This window comes from Streptomyces sp. 5-10 (genome assembly GCF_014712245.1).
GTDB classification, from domain to species: domain Bacteria; phylum Actinomycetota; class Actinomycetes; order Streptomycetales; family Streptomycetaceae; genus Streptomyces; species Streptomyces violaceusniger.
In genome coordinates, this window is record NZ_JACVYG010000004.1 from 116780 (window position 1) to 134118 (window position 17339).

Here is a 17339-nt window from a genome sequence, read left to right on the forward strand (position 1 = left end):
CCGAACACAAGCCCCGGCCACGCCCGTCCGGGTAGGGTTGCTGCGTGAACGCACGTGCACCCGGCAGACCGCGCATCCTTTCTCGCGCACGCATCGTCGCGTCGGCGAGGCATATCGCCGACAATGAGGGCCTGGAGGCGCTGACGGTGCGTCGCGTCGCGCAGGAGCTGGGCACCGGGCAGGCCTCCCTCTACCGCCACATCGCCGACCGCAATGAACTGCTGACGCTCCTGGCGGACGACGTCGCCGTCCACCTCCCGCCTCCGAAGGACGGCCCGGATCCCCGCGAGCGGGTCATCGGCCAGTGGCTGAACGCCTACGACTATCTGTCCCAACACCTCTGGGCGGCGCGGATCATCGCCGAGGGCGAGCATGCGGCGGACAGCGCCGCGGCTTTCACCCGGAGCGCAGTCGATGCGTTGGCCGCCCTCGCTCGGGTCGGCTCGGGCGAGGGCGGGCCGGATCAGGCCGGGATAACCCGAACCTACCGCGTTCTGTGGCATCTGCTGCTCGGCCATCTGCTCAACGCGCATCCGGTGGGCCACGCCCATCCCGTTCACGACATCGCCGCTGAGAATGGGGGAGAAGGTCCCGCGAAGGCGGCCGAGACGTTCCGAGATGACTTCGCCTGGGCGCTACCGCGCGTCCTGGAGGGGCTGCTCGGGACGCACGCCTCCTGAGGATTTCGGCACAGGCGCCGCTTGGACCGCGGCCAGCGCGCCATAGGTGCGAGGCATCCGCAGGTACACCAGTGCGACGCCGGTCATCACCGCGGCCACTGCGATGGCCGTCGGATATCCGGCGGCCCCCGCGAGTGTCGGCCCCGCTGCCTGGACGACGGCGGCCACCGCGTACCCCCAGGCCGAGAGCAGAGTGAAGTCACTGCCCGCGGTCTCCGGTCGGCAGAAATCCATGAACGCGGTGAAGATGACGGTGTTGACCGCGCCGCGTGCCAGGCCCAGAGCCGCGACCACTGTCACGGCGGCGGGACCGGAAGCCCCGGCCGCGACCGCCATCAGTGCCGCCGTTGCGGCCAGTTGTACCGCGCACGCACCCAGCAGTACTCGGCCACGTCCGAGCCTGCCGACCAGCCGCCCGGCAGCCGACGCGCCGGCGATCCCGCAACCGCCACCCAACACGGAGGTGAGCAACCCCAATGAACCGAGATGCCAGCCGTGATCCACCAACAGGGGGCCCATGAGGGACTGCGGCAGCATGACGCCGCCCCAGATAAGAGGGACGAGGAGGCCCGCCCAAGCGGCTACGCCCGGCACCCGGCGCAGCGATAGCATCGCCCGCAGCCCCGACCCGCCGGCGCGACCGGTGGCGCGGGTCTCAAGCCCGGCTGCCGGTTCGGTGATCGCGTATACGGCAGCCATAGGCAACAGGCACAGTCCCGCCAACACGGCGACCGATCCGGACCAGCCCAGGTGCTGATAGGCGATGAACATACCAGTGGTGCCCACGGCGGCTCCGGCGAAGCCCGCGCCGACCTGTACGGCGTTGGCCCACCCCCGGTCGGCCGGGTCGATCAGCCGGACGGCAAGGGCGTCAGTCGCGATGTCCTGGGTTCCGACGAGCACGGCCAGGACACATGCTCCGGTCAATAGCGCGGTGAAACCGCCCCCGATGTCCACCGTCGCCAGCGCAACCAGCGTCACCACGATCAAAGGCTGAATGATCAGTAGCCATGTGCGGTAATGGCCGGAGCCGCGGTGGCGACCGTACCGGTCCACGAGCGGAGCCCACGACACCTTGGCGATGACGGCGAGATTCACCAGCGAGACGACACCGACCTGGCGAAGGGACGCACCCTGCTCCCGAAGGATGGAGGGCAGGGCCACCAACAGGCCCATGGCCAGGTACTGCCCCGCATAGAGCGCTATGAGTGTTGCCAACCGCGCACGCCTGGCCATGCGACCTCCCGAGTCAGGTGAGCCTAGCCTAACTCGTTTGCGAACAGCGGTCGCTACTTTGGCCGGAAAGCATGCTTGGGCGACGGACCGGCTCTCGGCCCGCCCGTCAGGAGAAGCGGTCAGGATCGGTGAACTCCAACGGGACTCGGGTCTCTCCCTCGGTCACCAGGTCGGCCAGGGCTTCGCCGACCCCTAGCGCGTGTTTTCCGCCATGCGCGTTACACCCCCCTGCGATGACGAGCCGGGCATCGCCACCGGGGCGGCCGATGATGAACTGGTCATCCGGGGTGCGGGCGTACATGCACACCGCCGCCCGCGCCGGGATGGGTTCCAGCCCGGGCGCGTAGACGGACAGGAGGCGTGCGAGATCCGACCAGTCCTCGGCCGCGACGGACCGGTCGGTGTCCTCCGGGTCCATGGGCCGGAAACCGCCACCGCCGTATTCCAGCCCCAGCTTGACATCGTGTCCGTTCTCCCTGCCGTTCCCCCACAGGACCGGGCCGTGATCCAACTCCCGCATGAACACAGGGAACCGGTCCAGGTCGAAGTCCGCCTTCGCCTCCCCTCCTGCCGCGCTGGGCCGGAACCAGGAGATCGGCATACGTATCGTCTCCAGCGGCAGTCCTGGCAGCAGCGTCGTCAGCCACGCGCCCACAGTGATCACAGCCTGCCGCACGCGCAGTGTCCGGGGGCCGGTCACCAGCTCCACACCGTCACTGCACACCTCGACGCGGCTCACCTGACTCCCCGTCAGCACCCGGGCATTCGCATTCCTGCTGGCCAGACCGACGGCTGCCCGCACCGACGCCTCTGGCCGGACAATGCCCGCACTTGGTTCCCACACACCGATGTGCTCCTCCGGTACCGCCGCATGAGAGGGATACCGCATCCGCAACTCGGCGGAGGACAGGGTCTCCACCTCGATTCCATGCTGGTCGGCCGCACGCAGAGTGCCACCCACGATCGTTCCGCCTCGTGGCCCTATCAGCAGCCCGCCTGAGGAGACGAACAGTTCCTCGCCCCACTCCTTCTCCAGATGCCGCCACAGCTCACGGGAGCGCCGAGCGAGAGGCACCAGGCCCGGATGTTCCAGACAGGTGATCCGGAACATCCGCGAACCGCCGTGCGATGACCCCCACGCATGCCCCGGCACGAACCGCTCGATACCGACCACATCCACTCCGCGCAACGCGAGTTGCCAGAGTGCGGCAGACCCCCAGGCTCCCAAGCCGACCACAGCCACCTCGGCGTCCCAACCAGTCACCGTCACGTCACCGATCACCTCCGCGAAGGCTATGAAGACCGGGATACCGTAGCCATGCTCGTCAGCAGGATGACCTCGGGACAGTGCAATCAGGCCAGTATGACGGCGGCCTCCCCACGTGTGAGGGCGGTAGCCGTGGCCTCTTACCTGGTCCGGCATGATCGGCCTGGGTAGAATCCGCACTGCGCACCACCGAGATGATGCTCCGGATGTGGCTTGACACCCCACCGGCTCCGGAAACCCACCGGTTCAGGGCGCAGGACTTGCTGAGCGGATACCCGCGGGCGAACCCTGTGCCCGCGTCTGAAAGGTGCACCTCCTCCGTGACCCACCGCACCCCGACCGCAGCGCCCCCCACCCACCCGATTGCCATGCTGACCACCGAGGAAGTGCACGCCGCATGCGCCATCCTGGAGACGTCCAGGCGGCTCGGGCCCTCGGTGCGATTTGTCTCCGTCGTGCCGGAGGAGCCGAACAAGGCGGAGCTGCGCGCGTTCGCCCCCGGTGATGCGGTTGACCGGTTGCTGCGCGTACAACTGCTGGACCGGTCGGACAGCGCATCGTTCGAGGCCGTTCTTTCGGTTACGCGCGGCGCCGTGGTCTCCTTCGAGCGGATAGACACTCGGAACCAGGGCCATCTCCCCATTCTCAACCAGGAGTTCGAGACGGTACAGGAGATACTGAACGCCGACCCCCGGTGGCAGGCAGCCCTATCGCGGCGTGGACTGACGACGCGGACCGTGCTGGCGACGTCACTTTCGGCGGGGCACTACGGCAACCCGGACGAGGTGGGGCACCGTATTGTCAGGGCTTTCGGCTTCCACCAGCCGCGTAAAGGCGATCAGCCCTGGGCGCATCCCGTCGACGGCCTGGTCGCATACATCGACTTAACCGACCGCCGGGTGCGCGAGGTCATCGACGACGTGGTGGTCCAGGTCCCCCAGGAATCCGGAAACTTCCAGGACCGCGAGTACACCGGGCCGCCCCGCACCTCGCTGAAGCCGATCGAGATCAGGCAGCCCGAAGGGGTCAGCTTTTCGGTGGAGGACAATCTCGTCCGCTGGCAGAACTGGACGCTGCGGTTCGGCTTCAATGTGCGCGAGGGGCTGACGCTGCACGACATCTCATTCTACGACAAAGAGCAGGGCCGGCGCCGTTCAGTGATCCACCGCGCGTCGATAGCCGAGATGGTCGTCCCTTACGCCGATCCCTCTCCTGCCCGCTACTGGCAGAACTACTTCGACCAGGGCGAATATCTCTTCGGCAGATACGCCAACTCCCTGGAGCTGGGATGCGACTGCCTGGGCGAGATCCACTACACCGATGCGGTGATCGTCAACGAGGACGGCAGCCCGTGGACCATCCGCAACGCGATCTGCATACACGAAGAGGACTCCGGTGTGCTGTGGAAGCACACCGATCTTGTCCTCGGGATTCAGGAGACCCGCCGTCAGCGGCGCCTGGTGATCTCCTTTTTCACCACGGTGGGCAACTATGACTACGGATTCTACTGGTATCTGTACCTCGACGGCACGATCAGGTTCGAAGCAAAGGCGACCGGCGTGGTGTTCACCTCTGGCTACCAGGAGGAGCGAGCGGCTTACACGAACGAAATCGCCCCGGGCCTGGGGGCGCCCTTTCACCAGCACCTCTTCTGCGCCCGGCTCGACATGGCGGTGGACGGGCACCGTAACGCTGTCGATGAAGTGGAGGCCGTGCGACTCCCGGTGAGCCGGAAGAACCCGCACGGGAACGCTTTCAGCCGTCGGGCGACCCGACTGACTTCCGAGCGGGCAGCCAAGCGTGATGCGAACCCCGCCCGCAATCGGGAATGGCATGTCGTCAACCCCGAGTCCACCAACCGTCTCGGACGGCCCGTCGGCTACGCGCTCGTTCCCGAAGGCCTGCCCACCCTGCTCGCCGACGAGCAGTCGTCCATCTCGGCCCGCGCGGCCTTCGCCCGGCACCACCTGTGGGTGACCCGGTACGCGGACGACGAGCGCTACCCGGCCGGCCATCTGGTGAATCAGCATCCCGGTGGAGCGGGGCTGCCGGCCTGGACGACGGCCGACCGCGATATTGACGGTGAGGACATCGTGCTCTGGCACACCTTCGGTCTCACCCACTGGCCGCGCCCGGAGGACTGGCCGATCATGCCGGTGGACAGCACCGGTTTCACACTGAAACCGATCGGTTTCTTCGACCGCAACCCGACTCTCGACGTGCCACCCAGCGGCGGCGGCAAACACTGTGACAGCAAGGCCGGCCCGCCGGTCGTGTGACTGCCCTGTGTCCCTTGCCTCTCTGGAACTCTGCCAACCGACGCTCTCAATCCTTAAGGACGTTCTCCATGGACGGCAGGGCAAATCTGCTCAATGAACGCACGCTTGACCATTACCAGAGTTCGATCTCCGCGGGAGCCGAACGTGTCGCGCGCTCCATTGCCGCGGCGAAGCACCCGTTCAGCGGGATATCACCCGACGAGTTATCTTCCGTCGTCGGTGCCATCGACCTGGACACACCGTTAGGAGACGTCCAAGCCGCTCTCGATGAACTGGAGCGGGTCTATCTGCGCGATACCGTGTACTTCCACCACCCTCGCTATCTCGCTCACCTCAACTGCCCCGTGGTCATACCGGCCGTGGTCGGCGAGGCTGTTCTGTCGGCGGTCAACTCGTCACTCGACACCTGGGACCAGAGCGGCGCAGGCACCCTGATCGAGCGGCGGCTCATCGACTGGGCCGCCCAGCGGGCCGGACTGGGGCCGGCCGCGGACGGGGTATTCACCAGTGGGGGAACGCAATCCAACCTGCAAGCCATGCTGCTGGCACGGGAGGAGACCTGCCATCTCGCGGCCAGGTCCGGTGACCCTCGCCTCAGCAGGGCCGAGATGCTGCCACGTCTGCGTGTCCTGACATCGCAGTGCAGCCACTTCAGCATCGTGAAGTCGGCCACGCTGTTGGGACTCGCCGAGGACGCGACCATCACCGTGGCGTGCGACGGGAGCCGCCGGATGACCATGGAGGCGCTCGCGGCGCAGATCGCCCGCTGTCGCAGTGAAGGCCTGCTGCCCATGGCCGTCGTAGCCACGGCCGGAACCACTGACTTCGGCAGCATCGACCCGCTGCACGACATAGCCGACCTGTGTGCGCGGGAGAGGATCTGGATGCACGTGGACGCCGCCTACGGATGCGGCGTGCTCGCATCCCGGCGACACCGGGCTTTGCTCCGGGGTGTCGAGCGGGCCGACTCCGTGACGATGGATTTCCACAAGTCGTTCTTTCAACCGATCAGTTCCAGCGCTCTCCTGGTCCGTGACCACACCACACTGCGGCATGCCACGTACCACGCCGACTATCTCAACCCGCGGAGCGTGCACGAGCACGTTCCGAACCAGGTGGACAAGAGCATCCAGACCACCCGCCGGTTCGACGCCCTGAAGCTGTGGATGACGCTGCGCATCATTGGCGCGGACGCCGTTGGAGAGCTCTTCGATGAGGTGGTCGAACGGGCAGGAGACGCATGGCGCCTGCTCGACAGCGATCCGCGGTTCGAAGTCGTCACCACACCGCAGCTCAGCACACTGGTGTTCCGCTACGTCCCTGGACCGGACACGAACGTCACGCAGGCTGTCACGGACGAGGCGAACCTCTACGCCCGCAAGACTCTGGCCTCTGACGGTGACGCCGTGGTGGCCGCCACCGTAGTCGACGGCCGACACTTCCTGAAGTTCACGCTGCTCAACCCAGCAACCTCGCTGAACGACATCGCCACCGTGCTGCATCTGGTGGCCACGCACGCCCAGCGGTACATGGACCGGATCGCCGGCCAAGGACAGGCGATTGGATCGGGCAGGGCGCCGGCGAGCTGAGGCGGTCCCGCGTCCGCTAGCGGACGATCTTGAAGCCGAACATGTGTGTGCGCACGGCGGCGGAGGTATCGATCCACATGCGCAGCATCATCTCCGTCGCCCGGGCGGTGCGGATGCCGCCGAGGTCGAGGACGTCCCGCCAGCCCAGGGCCCGCAGCAGGTCACTCACCAGGGCCTTGGCAGCGGTGTCGTCCCCGCTGACGAACACCGTGTGGTCGCCGTCACCGATCGATGCCGGCGCCGTCATGGCCTCGGCCGCCAGGGTGTTAAGGGTTTTGACCACCTTGGCGTCCGGCAGCGCTCGCTGGAGACGCTCGCCGAGGCTGTCCGTGTTGACGGGGTCCAGGACGGCGTCGGGGTCGGACCAGTCATAGGGGCTGGAGACGTCCATGACGACGCGCCCGGTCAGGAGCGGGGCCAACGGGGTGAGCGCCGCGACACAGGAAGGCCCGTCGATCGCGTTCACCACCAGCTCGGCTCCCGGGACCGCGTCCTCGAACGTACGCAGCTCCAATGAGGGGTGGCGGTCCGCCAGCCGTCGGTAGGCATGATTGGCGGACAGTGTTGAGCGAGGGTTACGGGTTCCCACGGTCACCTCGTGGTCCAGGGCCAGGAACGCGGGAGCGAGGACATGACACACCGCGCCCGTCCCCAGCAACGAGATCTTCACTGGTTCGATCCCTTCGAACGGTCATGGGAGGCGGATGGGCCCGGCGCCCGTACCCGCCGACGTTCAGTGCACATTTCGGATGGAGCGGGAGCCGAGCAGAGAGGCCATGAGGACGGCCGCGGTGAGCTGGCCGATGACGATGAGCGTCGAAGCCGAGGAGTACTGGGCCAGCCAGCCGGACAGACCATATCCGATCGGCATCAGCGTCTTGGTACCGAACATGTTGATGGCGAACACCCGGGACAGTTTGTCCCTCGCCACGACGTGCATGAGCAGGGTCTCCCACATCGCATAGCCGAAGCCGCTGAGCACCCCGCGCACGCTGCTGATGGCCACCGCGACGCACAGAGAGGTGGACAGCGCCATGGCGGCGCACAACGCATGAGCGGTGGCCCATGCGGTGTAGATGAGCACAGCCCGGCGTCGCTGCGGCAACAGCCTGGCGTACAGGAAAGCGCCCAGGGCGGTGCCCGCGCCGACCGCGGTGTTCAGCGCGGCCAGACCAGACGATCCCTGCCCCAACCGCTCCTCCACCAACTGAGGCAACAACGTCTGAGTCGGCCCTTCCGACAGCAGCAACGCCACGGCGGCCACAGGGATGGAGATCAGCAACGGCACGGAGAAGACGTACCGTGCCCCCTCCGCGATGTCCCGAAACGGCCCGCCCGCGGTCGACCCGCCGCCCGCGGTCCGTAACTTTTCGGGGAGCTTCAGGGCCATCGCGGTTACCGTCGCCACTAGGAATGACGCCGCCGTCAGCGCCAGTACGGCGCTGGCGCCGGCCCAGGAGTACAGGGTGCCGCCGAGCAGCGGACCGCACACGCCACACACCGCGCGGACGAAGCCCAGCGCGGCGTTGGCCGAACCGATGAGCTCCGATGACACGGTCAGGGGCACGAGACCGCTGAACGCCGGGGCGAAGAATCCGTCGAACAGGCCGGTCACGCCGGCGAACGCGGTGAGCAGCACCATGTTCGCGTGGTCGGTGAGAGCCAGCAGGGCCAGGGTCCCGGTGGTGAGGAACCGTCCGCTGTCAGAGACGATCATGATGCGTCTCCGGTCCCACCGGTCGGCGAGCGCACCGCCCATCAGTAAGGTGGCGACGGTCGATATCGCGACCGCGCCGAGTACGAGTCCGGATGCCCCCGCGTCGCCCCCCAGATGGTAGGCATACCAAGACAGCATGGTGAGGTAGGCGCCGTAGCTCAGCATGGACAGACTCTGTCCGGCCAGCAGCAGCCGGAAGACGGGAACTTCCAGAGCTGCGAAGGAGCGGGGTCGACCATGCGGAAGGTGTGCTTCCTTTCGCGTTCCCGACCCTGGTCCGGCCGACCGTGCGGTCATGAGACCTGGCCCGATGGGGAAGTGAACACCTCGTCGTGCCATGCGGTGAGCGCGGCGGCCGTCTCACGCGGACGGTCCACGTGCGGTGAGTGGCCGGCCCGGGCCACGGTGCGGTGAGTGCCCGCGGTGGCCTGCCCGGCGAGTACCCGTGCCAGGTCGCCGGGCAGCATCGCCGACAATGCTCCGCTGAGCACCAGGACAGGGGTCGCAGTCGCACCAAGGCGGTCGCCGACGGCACGTGCACGCGCCGCGGGGAGACGCCCCGCTCCGGCGGAACTGGCGGGCACGGAGCGCGGGCGGCCCCACCCCGCGGTGGTCGCGGCCGCGATGGCACGCAGTGTGGTCTCGGCGGCGAGCGGGTGGAGGCGGCGCAGCGCCTGCACAGACTCCGCCGGCTCGCTGTCCCCCCTCATCAGGTCCGGCACGCCCGCACGGGGCACGGAGAGGGACATGCCGAAGTGCTCCGGTACCGGCTCGACCAACATGGTGGCCCGGATGCCGCGGCGGCCGGTGGTGAGCAACGCCGCCGGAGCCCCGGCGGAGTGTCCCACCACCGCCGATATCCCCCGTTCGGCCGCGGCGTCGGCCAACCGGTGTGCCATCTCGGTGAGCCGGTCGTAGGAGCCGCGTGGAGCCGTGCATGCCGCGGCCAGGGCCGGCATGTCGGCGGCGAGCAGGGCGATGCCGTCAGCGGCCAGCCAGCGGGCGACCGGTGCCCAGTAGGCACCGGTCTGCCCGAGCCCCGGCAGCAGCAGCCAGCGCTGCTCAGTGGGGAACGACAGGTCGGACACCACAGGGCGGAGCATGGTGAAGGCGGCAGCGCGATGTGCCTTGTCCTCCATCAAGCCGGGCCCGTCCCGGCGGAAGTGAGCACCACGGCGTTCTTGCGGCACTCACGTGCCTCGACGCGGGATATCCACACACGGCCGTTGGTGCTCTCCCGGATCAGTCGACCGGCCTGGTCGAGTACCCAGGCGGCGGCCCCCTCCATACCCGTGTGCCGCATCACGCGCATGTCCACCACGCCGCGTGCGGCCAGTTCCTCGAACAGGGTTCGCTCCGGATCGTCCTCGGCGACCAGGGTGGTGTGGTCGAACTGGGCCGCCAGCAGGGAACGAACACCCTTCAGCGCGCCGAAGTCCACGACGAACCCGGTGACGGGGTCGAGTTCGGCACAGGCGAACTCGATCTCGAAGGTGCGCTCGTAGCCGTGCAGAAAGGCGCACTTGCCGTCGTGAGCCCAAGCCCGGTGGCAGCATGGGAAGTCATCGAAGAGCTTGGTCACCGTGAAGGCCGAGGCCGGGTGGGGGACAGGTGGCCTCGCACGGCCGTCCGCGCTGCTCGGGCACCGGCACTCGGGGTCGGTGAGACGCTGCGTGGTCATGGTGTTCCTTCCGGGGTGGTACGGCTCTGGAGGCGGCGGATTTCCGCTGCGGATTCGGCGATCGTGGGGTTGTCGAACATGGCGATGACGGACAGGGCAACCCCGAACCGCAGGCTGAGCTGATGCGTGACCGTCACGCCGAGCAGGGAATCCCCGCCCAGCGCGAAAAAATCGCTGGTGGGCTTGAGGTCTGTGACGCCGAGTACGTTCTGCCAGATCTCGGCGATGCCCTGCTCGATGTCATCGGGCTGATCGCTCGCCCCGGTGCGGAGCGACGAGGCGCCGGCCGGATCGGGCGCGGGCTCGTGTTCGACCCGCCGTCGCACCCACTGGTCGATACGGCGCTCGAAGTCCGCCGTGGAGATCAGCACCTGGTGCGGCTGACGCATGTTCATCAGCCGGCTGTAGACCTCCTGACCCTCGCTCGGCCGGATGGCGATCTCCGCCACCACGCCGAAATCGGGAGAGGCGAAGGACGGGGACACCACGGACTGGTGCCGGGTGTCGTCGTCGCGCTCGCGGAAGATCCAGCCGTCCCAGTTGACCGTCATCCATGGGATGTCCGCGTCACGGTGCCGCTCGGCGAAGGCGTCCATGAAGGCGTTGCCGGCCGTATAGGCGTAGAACCCCAACCCGCCCAGATGGGAGGAGAGCGAGGACTGCATCAGGACGAAGTCGAGTCTGCGCCCCCGCAGGAACTCCGCGAGTACCAAAGTGCCCTCGACCTTCGGGCGAAGTCTGCGCACGCAGTCCTCACGACCGGTATCGTCCAGGCCGCGGAAGGCCCGCTGAGTCTCGAACACACCAGCGGCGTGCACCACACCGTCCAGCCGCCCGAAGCGTGCGTCGATCGCGGCGAACAGCGCGGCCGTTTCCCGCGGATCGGCGGCATCGCACCTTGCGACCATGACCTCGCCGCCCAGCCGCACCAGCTTGCGGATACGGGTCACCCGCTCCGCCAGTGCCGGATCGTCCACCGGTTGGTCCGTGTTCTCTTCCCACAGCGCGGCGTCCGGCACGGCCTCCATACCGGTCAGCACCAGACGTGCCCGGCAGGTGGTCACCAGGTACTCGGCCAGGGTCATGCCGATGCCCCCGAGGCCGCCGGTGATCAGGTACACACCGTCCTCGCGCAGACGCAGCGGGAGTTCGCCGTCGGGCACACCCGGTAGCTCGTCTCTCTCGTAATTACGCACCCAACGCATACCGCGACCCAGTGCGACGGTGGGGTCAGTGGCCACGGCGAGCAGCTCCGGCAGGACCTCGGTCACAAAGGCTTGGTCAGGGACGTCCGTGATATCGACCGTACGGGCGGACATGGCGGGGAAGTCCTGCGGAATGACCAGACCGGGACCGGCCAGCAGGGCGCGCTCTGGAACGATGTCCGCGGCCGACACCGGGCTCATGCCGGAAGCGACGATGTCCAGGTGCACGTGGTGAGAACCCTGGAGCAGACCCAGCTCCTGCACCGTGTGCAAAAGGGTGTAGAAGCCGTTCTCGTACTCGTCGCCCAGCGTCGCCAGACGGCCCTGCAGCGTTCCGCTGTCGATGACCGCGCCGCGTCCCCACAAATGCACCACGCGGTCCACCGGGCGCCGATCCACCCCGAGGCCGCGGATCATGCGCTTGACCGCGTCTTCGTCACCCGGCCGGACGGTGATCGCGCCGGCCGCGCCGGCCGGTGCGGCGGCATCCTCGGGCAGGACACACAGGCATTCCACGCCCAGGTCGGTGAGCCGCTCGACCAGTTCGGCGCCGGGCCGGTCACCGTCGGTGAAGAGCAACCAGCGTTGGCCGGTGACCGTTTCAGTCCTCGCGCTACGGCGTTTGTGATGCCAGCTCGGGTAGTACACCCAGCGGTCGATCGACTTCTCGCGGCGCACCATGTGCCGGCCCGCGCCCTCCGCCTCTGCGGGCACGGCCGCCGCGTCCTTCAGATGTGTCCGGCGGGTGAACTCCCGAGCGGGCAGCCGGACCATGCGGACAGGTCCGGCGCCCGGCGGTGCGGTATCCACGGGCAGGCCGCCGACCCACAGCGCCGCCACGGCCTTGAGGTAGGCGGTGCGGACCTCGGCGCCGGCCGGCAGCAGCCGCACGATGTGAGCAGCGCCCTGGGCGGCCGCTCGCACACAGCGCCCGAGGAACCCATCGGGGCTCAGGTCGACCACGGTACAGCCGCCGGCCGCGGCCAGGGCGGCGGCCTCCTGAGCCACCGGCGTCAGGTCGAGGGGTTCGGCCAGGTGAGCAGACCAGTACCCGGCACCCATCCGAGGGTGTCCCGGCACTGTGGTGACCAGGCGTTCGCTGGGCCGTACGGTGACCGCGTCGGCCAGCGGCGCGAACCGTTCAGCGGCCGGGGCCAGCAGGGGGGAGTGATAGGGCACCCTCTGGTCGAGGACCCGGTGGAGGTGCCCCGCGGCGGTCAGGCGGTCGCGCACACCTGGGAGGTCGTCGACGGCAACGGACAGTATGTGCCGGTCGGCAGCGAGGGTCACCGCGGGAACGAGACCAGGCAGGTTCTCGGCAATCTCCTGGCGCGTCATGCGTACGACGAGCATGCCGCCCGGCGGTGCCTCGGCCAGCACCTGCGCCCGTTCGACGACCAGCCGCAGTGCGTCAGCGGCGGCGAGGGCCCCGCCGACAACCGCGGCAGCGTACTCACCGAGCGAGTATCCGGCCACCCGGTCAACCACCAGGCCCCGGACCCGTAACTGCTCGTGCAGTGCCAGCTCGATGGCCACCTGCAGCGCGTGCGCGACGGCCGGAGACAGGTCCGCGCCGTCGGCCAGGACAGCGGCGATCGTCTCCGCGCTTGGCTCGACCTCCCGCACCAACTGCCACATCTCGTCCAGGGCGGCGGTGAACGCCGGTTCCCAGCCGTACAAGGCACGGGCCGGCGCCAGCAGATCGCTGCCCTGGCCGGGCAGCAGGAGCAGCACGCGGGAGCCAGGACGCTCCCAGCCCTCGACGAGGTGGTCCTGGTCGCCCTGCAGACCCCAGATGAGCGTATGGCGGTCGCTGCCCACCACGGAGATTCGGTACGCGTGGTCGTCACGCCCGCGGTCGAGGGTGTGGGCGACATCAGCCGGACACAGTGTGTCGTCCGCGCGCAGCTGGTCGGCGACCAGGCCGGCCGTGGCCAGACAGGAGTCGGGGTCGGCGGCGGAGACCTTCATCACATACGGGCCGGGGTGGATGGCGGACGGCCGCGGCGTGGGCTCGTAACCGCGCACCAGCGCGTGCACGTTGGTGCCGCCGAAGCCGAAGGAGCTGACACCCACCACCCGGGCGGCGGGCGGCTCGGCCAGGTCCTGGGCCTCTCGCGGAAGTCGTACGCCCAGGTCCCGGGCGGTGTCCATCGGCTCACGGAGGTTGGCCAGCGGCGGAACCACGCCCCGGGCCACGACCTCGCACGCTTTGACGAAACCGATGACGCCCGCGCCGACGCGCAGGTGGCCGAAGTTGGCCTTGGCCGACCCCAGGGGTGGCATGGCCGTCGAGGAGAACACCTGTGCCAGGGCGTGAAGTTCGCTGCGGTCACCGAGCTGAGTGCCGGTGCCGTGGCATTCCAGGTAGCTGATCTCGCCGGGGTCCACATCGGCCGCGGCCAGGGCCTGCAGAATCACGTCGGCCTGCCGGGAGGACCGTGGAGCCGTGAAGGAGGCTTTCTCGGAGCCGTCATTGTTGGCCGCCGAACCAGCGAGCACCGCCCGAATCGGCCACCCACATTCGTGGGCGACGTCGAAGTCGCAGAGAACGACCAGGCCGCCACCGGAACCGAACACCGTCCCGTTGGCCCGGGCGTCGAAAGGCCGGCACACACCGTCCTTGGACATGATGCCGCCCTCCTGGTGGAGGTAGCTCGTGGGCTGCGGGAACTCTACGTCCATACCGCCGGCAACAGCGAGGTCGCACTCACCGGCCTCGATGGCCTGGGCGGCGACGTGGATGGCCAGGAGCGAGGAGGAGCAGGCCGATCCCACGGAAAGGGCCGGACCGGTCAGCCCCAGCTTGTAGGCGATCCGGGTCGCCGCGTAGTGGCCATCACCACCCATTAAAGTGGCCAGGTCGCCGGTGTTGCCGGCCACGGCCGGGCGCGTACCGAGCAAGTAGCCGCTGAGTCCGGTCGCGGCGTAGACACCGATGTCGTGGGGGAGCCCGGCGACCCGGACACCGGCCGACTCCAGCGCTTCGACGGCGCATTCCAGCAGCAGCCGCTGTTGCGGGTCTATCTCGGCCGCTTCGCGGGGTGAGTAGCCGAAGTGTCCCGCGTCGAAGGCCCCGAAGTCCTCCAGCACACCGTAAGCGTGCACGCGTCCGCCGGTAGTGGCACCCACGTTGGACACCGCCCGGGTGACAGCGTCCCGCCCCGAGACCACGACGTTCCACAGGTCTTCCACCCGGCGGCCGCCGGGTAACCTGCAGGCATAGCCGATGACAGCGATTGCCCGACCACTCACTGGTTTCCTCCTTGCCCACTAGTGGGGCCCTGTCGGCCCTGTTGACGTCCTCGTTGGGCTGCTCTCGCGACCCGGCGGCGCTCACGTTTGTCCGGCGGAGGGTCCGTGGCGGCCGAAGCGGGGGCGGTTCGAGGGGCTGCGGGGCGGGTGTGCGCTCCTTCCCACCGTTCGTGCGACAGGCGCGTGGTCTGCGCCTGGATACGTGGTGCGTCGAGCAGTTCGGCCACCGTCACGGTGCGCTTGAGCACCTGCGAGAGCCGCGCGGCGGCTGTCACCACTCCGAGCGAGTCGACACCCGCCTCGAAGAGGTTGGTGGTCGGGTGTATCCCCTCTCCGAGAATTTCCTCCCACACCGACCGCACCAGAGCCGCGACATCCCGTCCGGGTGCGGGGCGGACGGTGCCCGGCCGCGGCAACCGCCCCATATCGACCTTGCCGTTGGGCAGGCGCGGCAGTTCCTCGCAGAGGTGGAGCCGCAGCGTGATCGGAGCACCCAGCGTGGCGACGGTCCGGAGGCGAACGCGCTCCGCGACGCGTGAATCGCGGCCGGCGGGTACGGCCACCACGGTCAAACACTCCTGTGGTGCGATGCCGTCCAGCGCGAGTGTGCCGGGTACCGCTGCGACCTCCGCCACGTCTCCGGCGGCGAGCAGTTCTCGCTCGACGGCGTCAAGCGCCACCCAGCGCCCGGCCACTTTCACCCGGCGCCCGCCGCGCCCCACCACGTACAGCCCCCCGTCGTCCGCCCAGCGACCGACATCGCCGGTGCGGAAGACGCCGCCGACCGGGCCAGGAGGGGTGAACCGGGCCGCCGTCTGCTCTTCGTGGAGGTAACCCGCGGCGACGGTCGGTCCCGACACCCAGATCTCCCCGGTGGCCTTGGTGTCTGTCCGGGGGATGGCCACCCCGGCGGGGTCATGCAACGTCACCCGCACCCCGGGCAGCGGGCGTCCGACGTAGCCGTTCATGGTCGCCTCGACATTCTCGGCGGTGATCCGGCTGATCGTCACTTGCCCAGCTGTCTCGGTGGCCGCGTAGGTGTTGACCATGTAGGTGCGCCCTGCTCCGGGCAGGGCGAAGAAGTCGGCCAACTGCGTGCGGTGCGCCGGCTCGCCACTGAGTACGACATAGCCCGGCGCGTCGGCACCCGACTCTCGCAGTCTGTGGGTGAGCAGGGTCAGCTCCGAGGGAGTCAGACAGAGCACCTGGTGCGCGCCATGGTCCTCGAGGCTGTCCCGCAGTCCCGCGCACGTCAGGGGCCTCTCTCGCGCGATGACGGCCAACTCACCGCCCATTGCCAGCGATCCGAGGATTTCACACATGGAATAGCCGAAGGTCAAGGGATGGAATTGGCTCCAGCGCAGTCCTGGCGGGATGTGCGGGCCCAGCACGGTGCGCAGTGAGCCGAAGACGTGCCGCAGACCAGTCCGTGTGACCACGGTCTCCTTCGGCTCCCCCGCGCTGCCGGAGGTGGTCATCACATACGCGGCGTCGGACGGCAGCGTGCGTGCTCCGTTTCGTACCTGACGTGTGCCGGGGCCGCCCTCGGCGCCGTCCTCCAACGGCACGAAAGCAGCTTCAACGGCCAGCAACGAGAGGAGCTCCACGATGGTCTCCACGGAGCGCGTCGTGCTGAGCGGCACGAGGGCGCCCGGCCCCAGCCCTTGTGCCCGCAATGACGCGGAGCGGTCTTGTACGCGCGCCGCGAGGTCGCCGTACGTCAGGTACTCGGTGGCCTGCCGTAGCGCCGTTCGGGTGGTCCCGGGCGCGTATGCGGCGGGTGGCATGCCCAGGCAGAGCGCCAGAATGTCCACCGGCTCGCCGCCGGGCCCCATCACCGCCACCCCGCCGCGGTGTGGCCAAATCCCTCGGCGCGCTGCATGAACTCCGCCCGACGCGCCGGATCGTCACGCAGTACCCCGCGCGTCGCCGAGGTCGTCGTCGATGACCCGATGGCCTTCACTCCGCGTATGGACATACAGGTGTGTTGTGCCTGAACGACGACGCCCGCGCCCAGCGGCGCCAGTTCGTCGACGAACCAGTCGGCGACGCTGCTCGTCAGACGTTCTTGGATCTGGAGCCCCCGCGCGCACGCCTGAACGACACGGGCGAGTTTGGACAGGCCCAGCACCCGGTCGCCGGGTACGTAGCCGACGTGCGCCACCCCGAAAAACGGAAGAAGGTGGTGTTCGCAGAGTGAATGGAAGGGAATGGAGCGCACCAGCACCAGCTCATCAGAGCCATCCTCGTTGGGAAATGAGGTGGCCTTGAACTCGTGCGGAGACAGTAATTCACGGTAGGCAGCGGCGACACGGCGAGGCGTATCCGCCAGAGACTCATTGGCCAGGTCGATTCCCAGGCTGGTCAAAAGAGCGGCCACTGCCCGTTCGGTGGGGTCTGCCACGACTGCCGAGGCGGCTGTGTCGTTAC

The 17339-nt window shown here is 68.5% G+C and carries 12 protein-coding genes; 3 read left to right on the forward strand and 9 right to left on the reverse strand.

Annotated elements, in window-relative coordinates; all coding sequences use genetic code 11:
* The first annotated feature begins 44 nt into the window (after positions 1-44).
* Positions 45-680, forward strand: a complete 636-nt coding sequence (locus IEJ02_RS06730; protein ID WP_191063869.1) for a TetR/AcrR family transcriptional regulator — start codon at positions 45-47, stop codon at positions 678-680.
* Here the strand turns inward: IEJ02_RS06730 and IEJ02_RS06735 are convergent.
* The gene (locus IEJ02_RS06735; RefSeq protein ID WP_191063870.1) at positions 636-1916 is read right to left on the reverse strand and encodes an MFS transporter; all 1281 of its coding nucleotides are present in this window, start codon (positions 1914-1916) and stop codon (positions 636-638) included. The two genes, IEJ02_RS06730 and IEJ02_RS06735, sit on opposite strands and share 45 nt — an antisense overlap.
* Positions 1917-2022: 106 nt before the next feature.
* Positions 2023-3339, reverse strand: a complete 1317-nt coding sequence (solA, locus tag IEJ02_RS06740; RefSeq protein WP_223863491.1) for an N-methyl-L-tryptophan oxidase — start codon at positions 3337-3339, stop codon at positions 2023-2025.
* A 164-nt stretch (positions 3340-3503) separates the two neighbouring features.
* On the opposite strand from solA, the gene IEJ02_RS06745 reads away from it, so the two are divergent.
* Entirely contained in the window at positions 3504-5462 is a 1959-nt protein-coding gene (locus IEJ02_RS06745; protein WP_317985741.1) for a primary-amine oxidase, read from the forward strand.
* 68 nt (positions 5463-5530) lie between these two features.
* Complete coding sequence (locus IEJ02_RS06750) at positions 5531-7051, forward strand: pyridoxal phosphate-dependent decarboxylase family protein (RefSeq protein WP_191063872.1); 1521 nt, start codon at positions 5531-5533, stop codon at positions 7049-7051.
* A 16-nt stretch (positions 7052-7067) separates the two neighbouring features.
* Here the strand turns inward: IEJ02_RS06750 and IEJ02_RS06755 are convergent, their stop codons facing one another.
* The 7 genes from IEJ02_RS06755 to folE all read right to left on the reverse strand — a co-directional run bounded on the left by IEJ02_RS06755 (position 7068) and on the right by folE (position 17313).
* Positions 7068-7721 (reverse strand): NADPH-dependent F420 reductase, encoded by a 654-nt coding sequence (locus IEJ02_RS06755; protein ID WP_191063873.1) that lies wholly within the window; start codon positions 7719-7721, stop codon positions 7068-7070.
* A gap of 63 nt (positions 7722-7784) precedes the next feature.
* The gene (locus IEJ02_RS06760) at positions 7785-9107 is read right to left on the reverse strand and encodes an MFS transporter (RefSeq protein WP_317985742.1); all 1323 of its coding nucleotides are present in this window, start codon (positions 9105-9107) and stop codon (positions 7785-7787) included.
* A complete protein-coding gene (locus IEJ02_RS06765) occupies positions 9062-9856 on the reverse strand; it encodes an alpha/beta fold hydrolase (protein ID WP_317985743.1) in 795 nt (264 codons plus the stop codon). The genes IEJ02_RS06760 and IEJ02_RS06765 overlap by 46 nt, the downstream gene beginning before the upstream one ends.
* A gap of 50 nt (positions 9857-9906) precedes the next feature.
* Positions 9907-10449, reverse strand: coding sequence for a 6-pyruvoyl trahydropterin synthase family protein (locus tag IEJ02_RS06770; RefSeq protein ID WP_191063876.1), 543 nt, complete (start codon positions 10447-10449; stop codon positions 9907-9909).
* The gene (locus tag IEJ02_RS06775; RefSeq protein WP_191063877.1) at positions 10446-14909 is read right to left on the reverse strand and encodes a type I polyketide synthase; all 4464 of its coding nucleotides are present in this window, start codon (positions 14907-14909) and stop codon (positions 10446-10448) included. The genes IEJ02_RS06770 and IEJ02_RS06775 overlap by 4 nt, the downstream gene beginning before the upstream one ends.
* Positions 14906-16744, reverse strand: a complete 1839-nt coding sequence (locus IEJ02_RS06780; protein WP_223863533.1) for a non-ribosomal peptide synthetase — start codon at positions 16742-16744, stop codon at positions 14906-14908. The genes IEJ02_RS06775 and IEJ02_RS06780 overlap by 4 nt, the downstream gene beginning before the upstream one ends.
* Positions 16744-17313 (reverse strand): GTP cyclohydrolase I FolE, encoded by a 570-nt coding sequence (gene folE / locus IEJ02_RS06785; RefSeq protein WP_275560093.1) that lies wholly within the window; start codon positions 17311-17313, stop codon positions 16744-16746. Before folE ends, IEJ02_RS06780 begins: the two co-directional genes overlap by 1 nt.
* Positions 17314-17339: the final 26 nt, after the last annotated feature.

Coding starts and splice junctions, on each gene's coding strand:
- IEJ02_RS06735 (WP_191063870.1), bottom strand. CDS start 1,916: ATGGCCAGGCGTGCGCGGTTGGCAACACTCATAGCGCTCTATGCGGGG.
- solA (WP_223863491.1), bottom strand. CDS start 3,339: ATGCCGGACCAGGTAAGAGGCCACGGCTACCGCCCTCACACGTGGGGA.
- IEJ02_RS06750 (WP_191063872.1), top strand. CDS start 5,531: ATGGACGGCAGGGCAAATCTGCTCAATGAACGCACGCTTGACCATTAC.
- IEJ02_RS06760 (WP_317985742.1), bottom strand. CDS start 9,107: ATGGCACGACGAGGTGTTCACTTCCCCATCGGGCCAGGTCTCATGACC.
- IEJ02_RS06770 (WP_191063876.1), bottom strand. CDS start 10,449: ATGACCACGCAGCGTCTCACCGACCCCGAGTGCCGGTGCCCGAGCAGC.
- IEJ02_RS06780 (WP_223863533.1), bottom strand. CDS start 16,744: ATGGGGCCCGGCGGCGAGCCGGTGGACATTCTGGCGCTCTGCCTGGGC.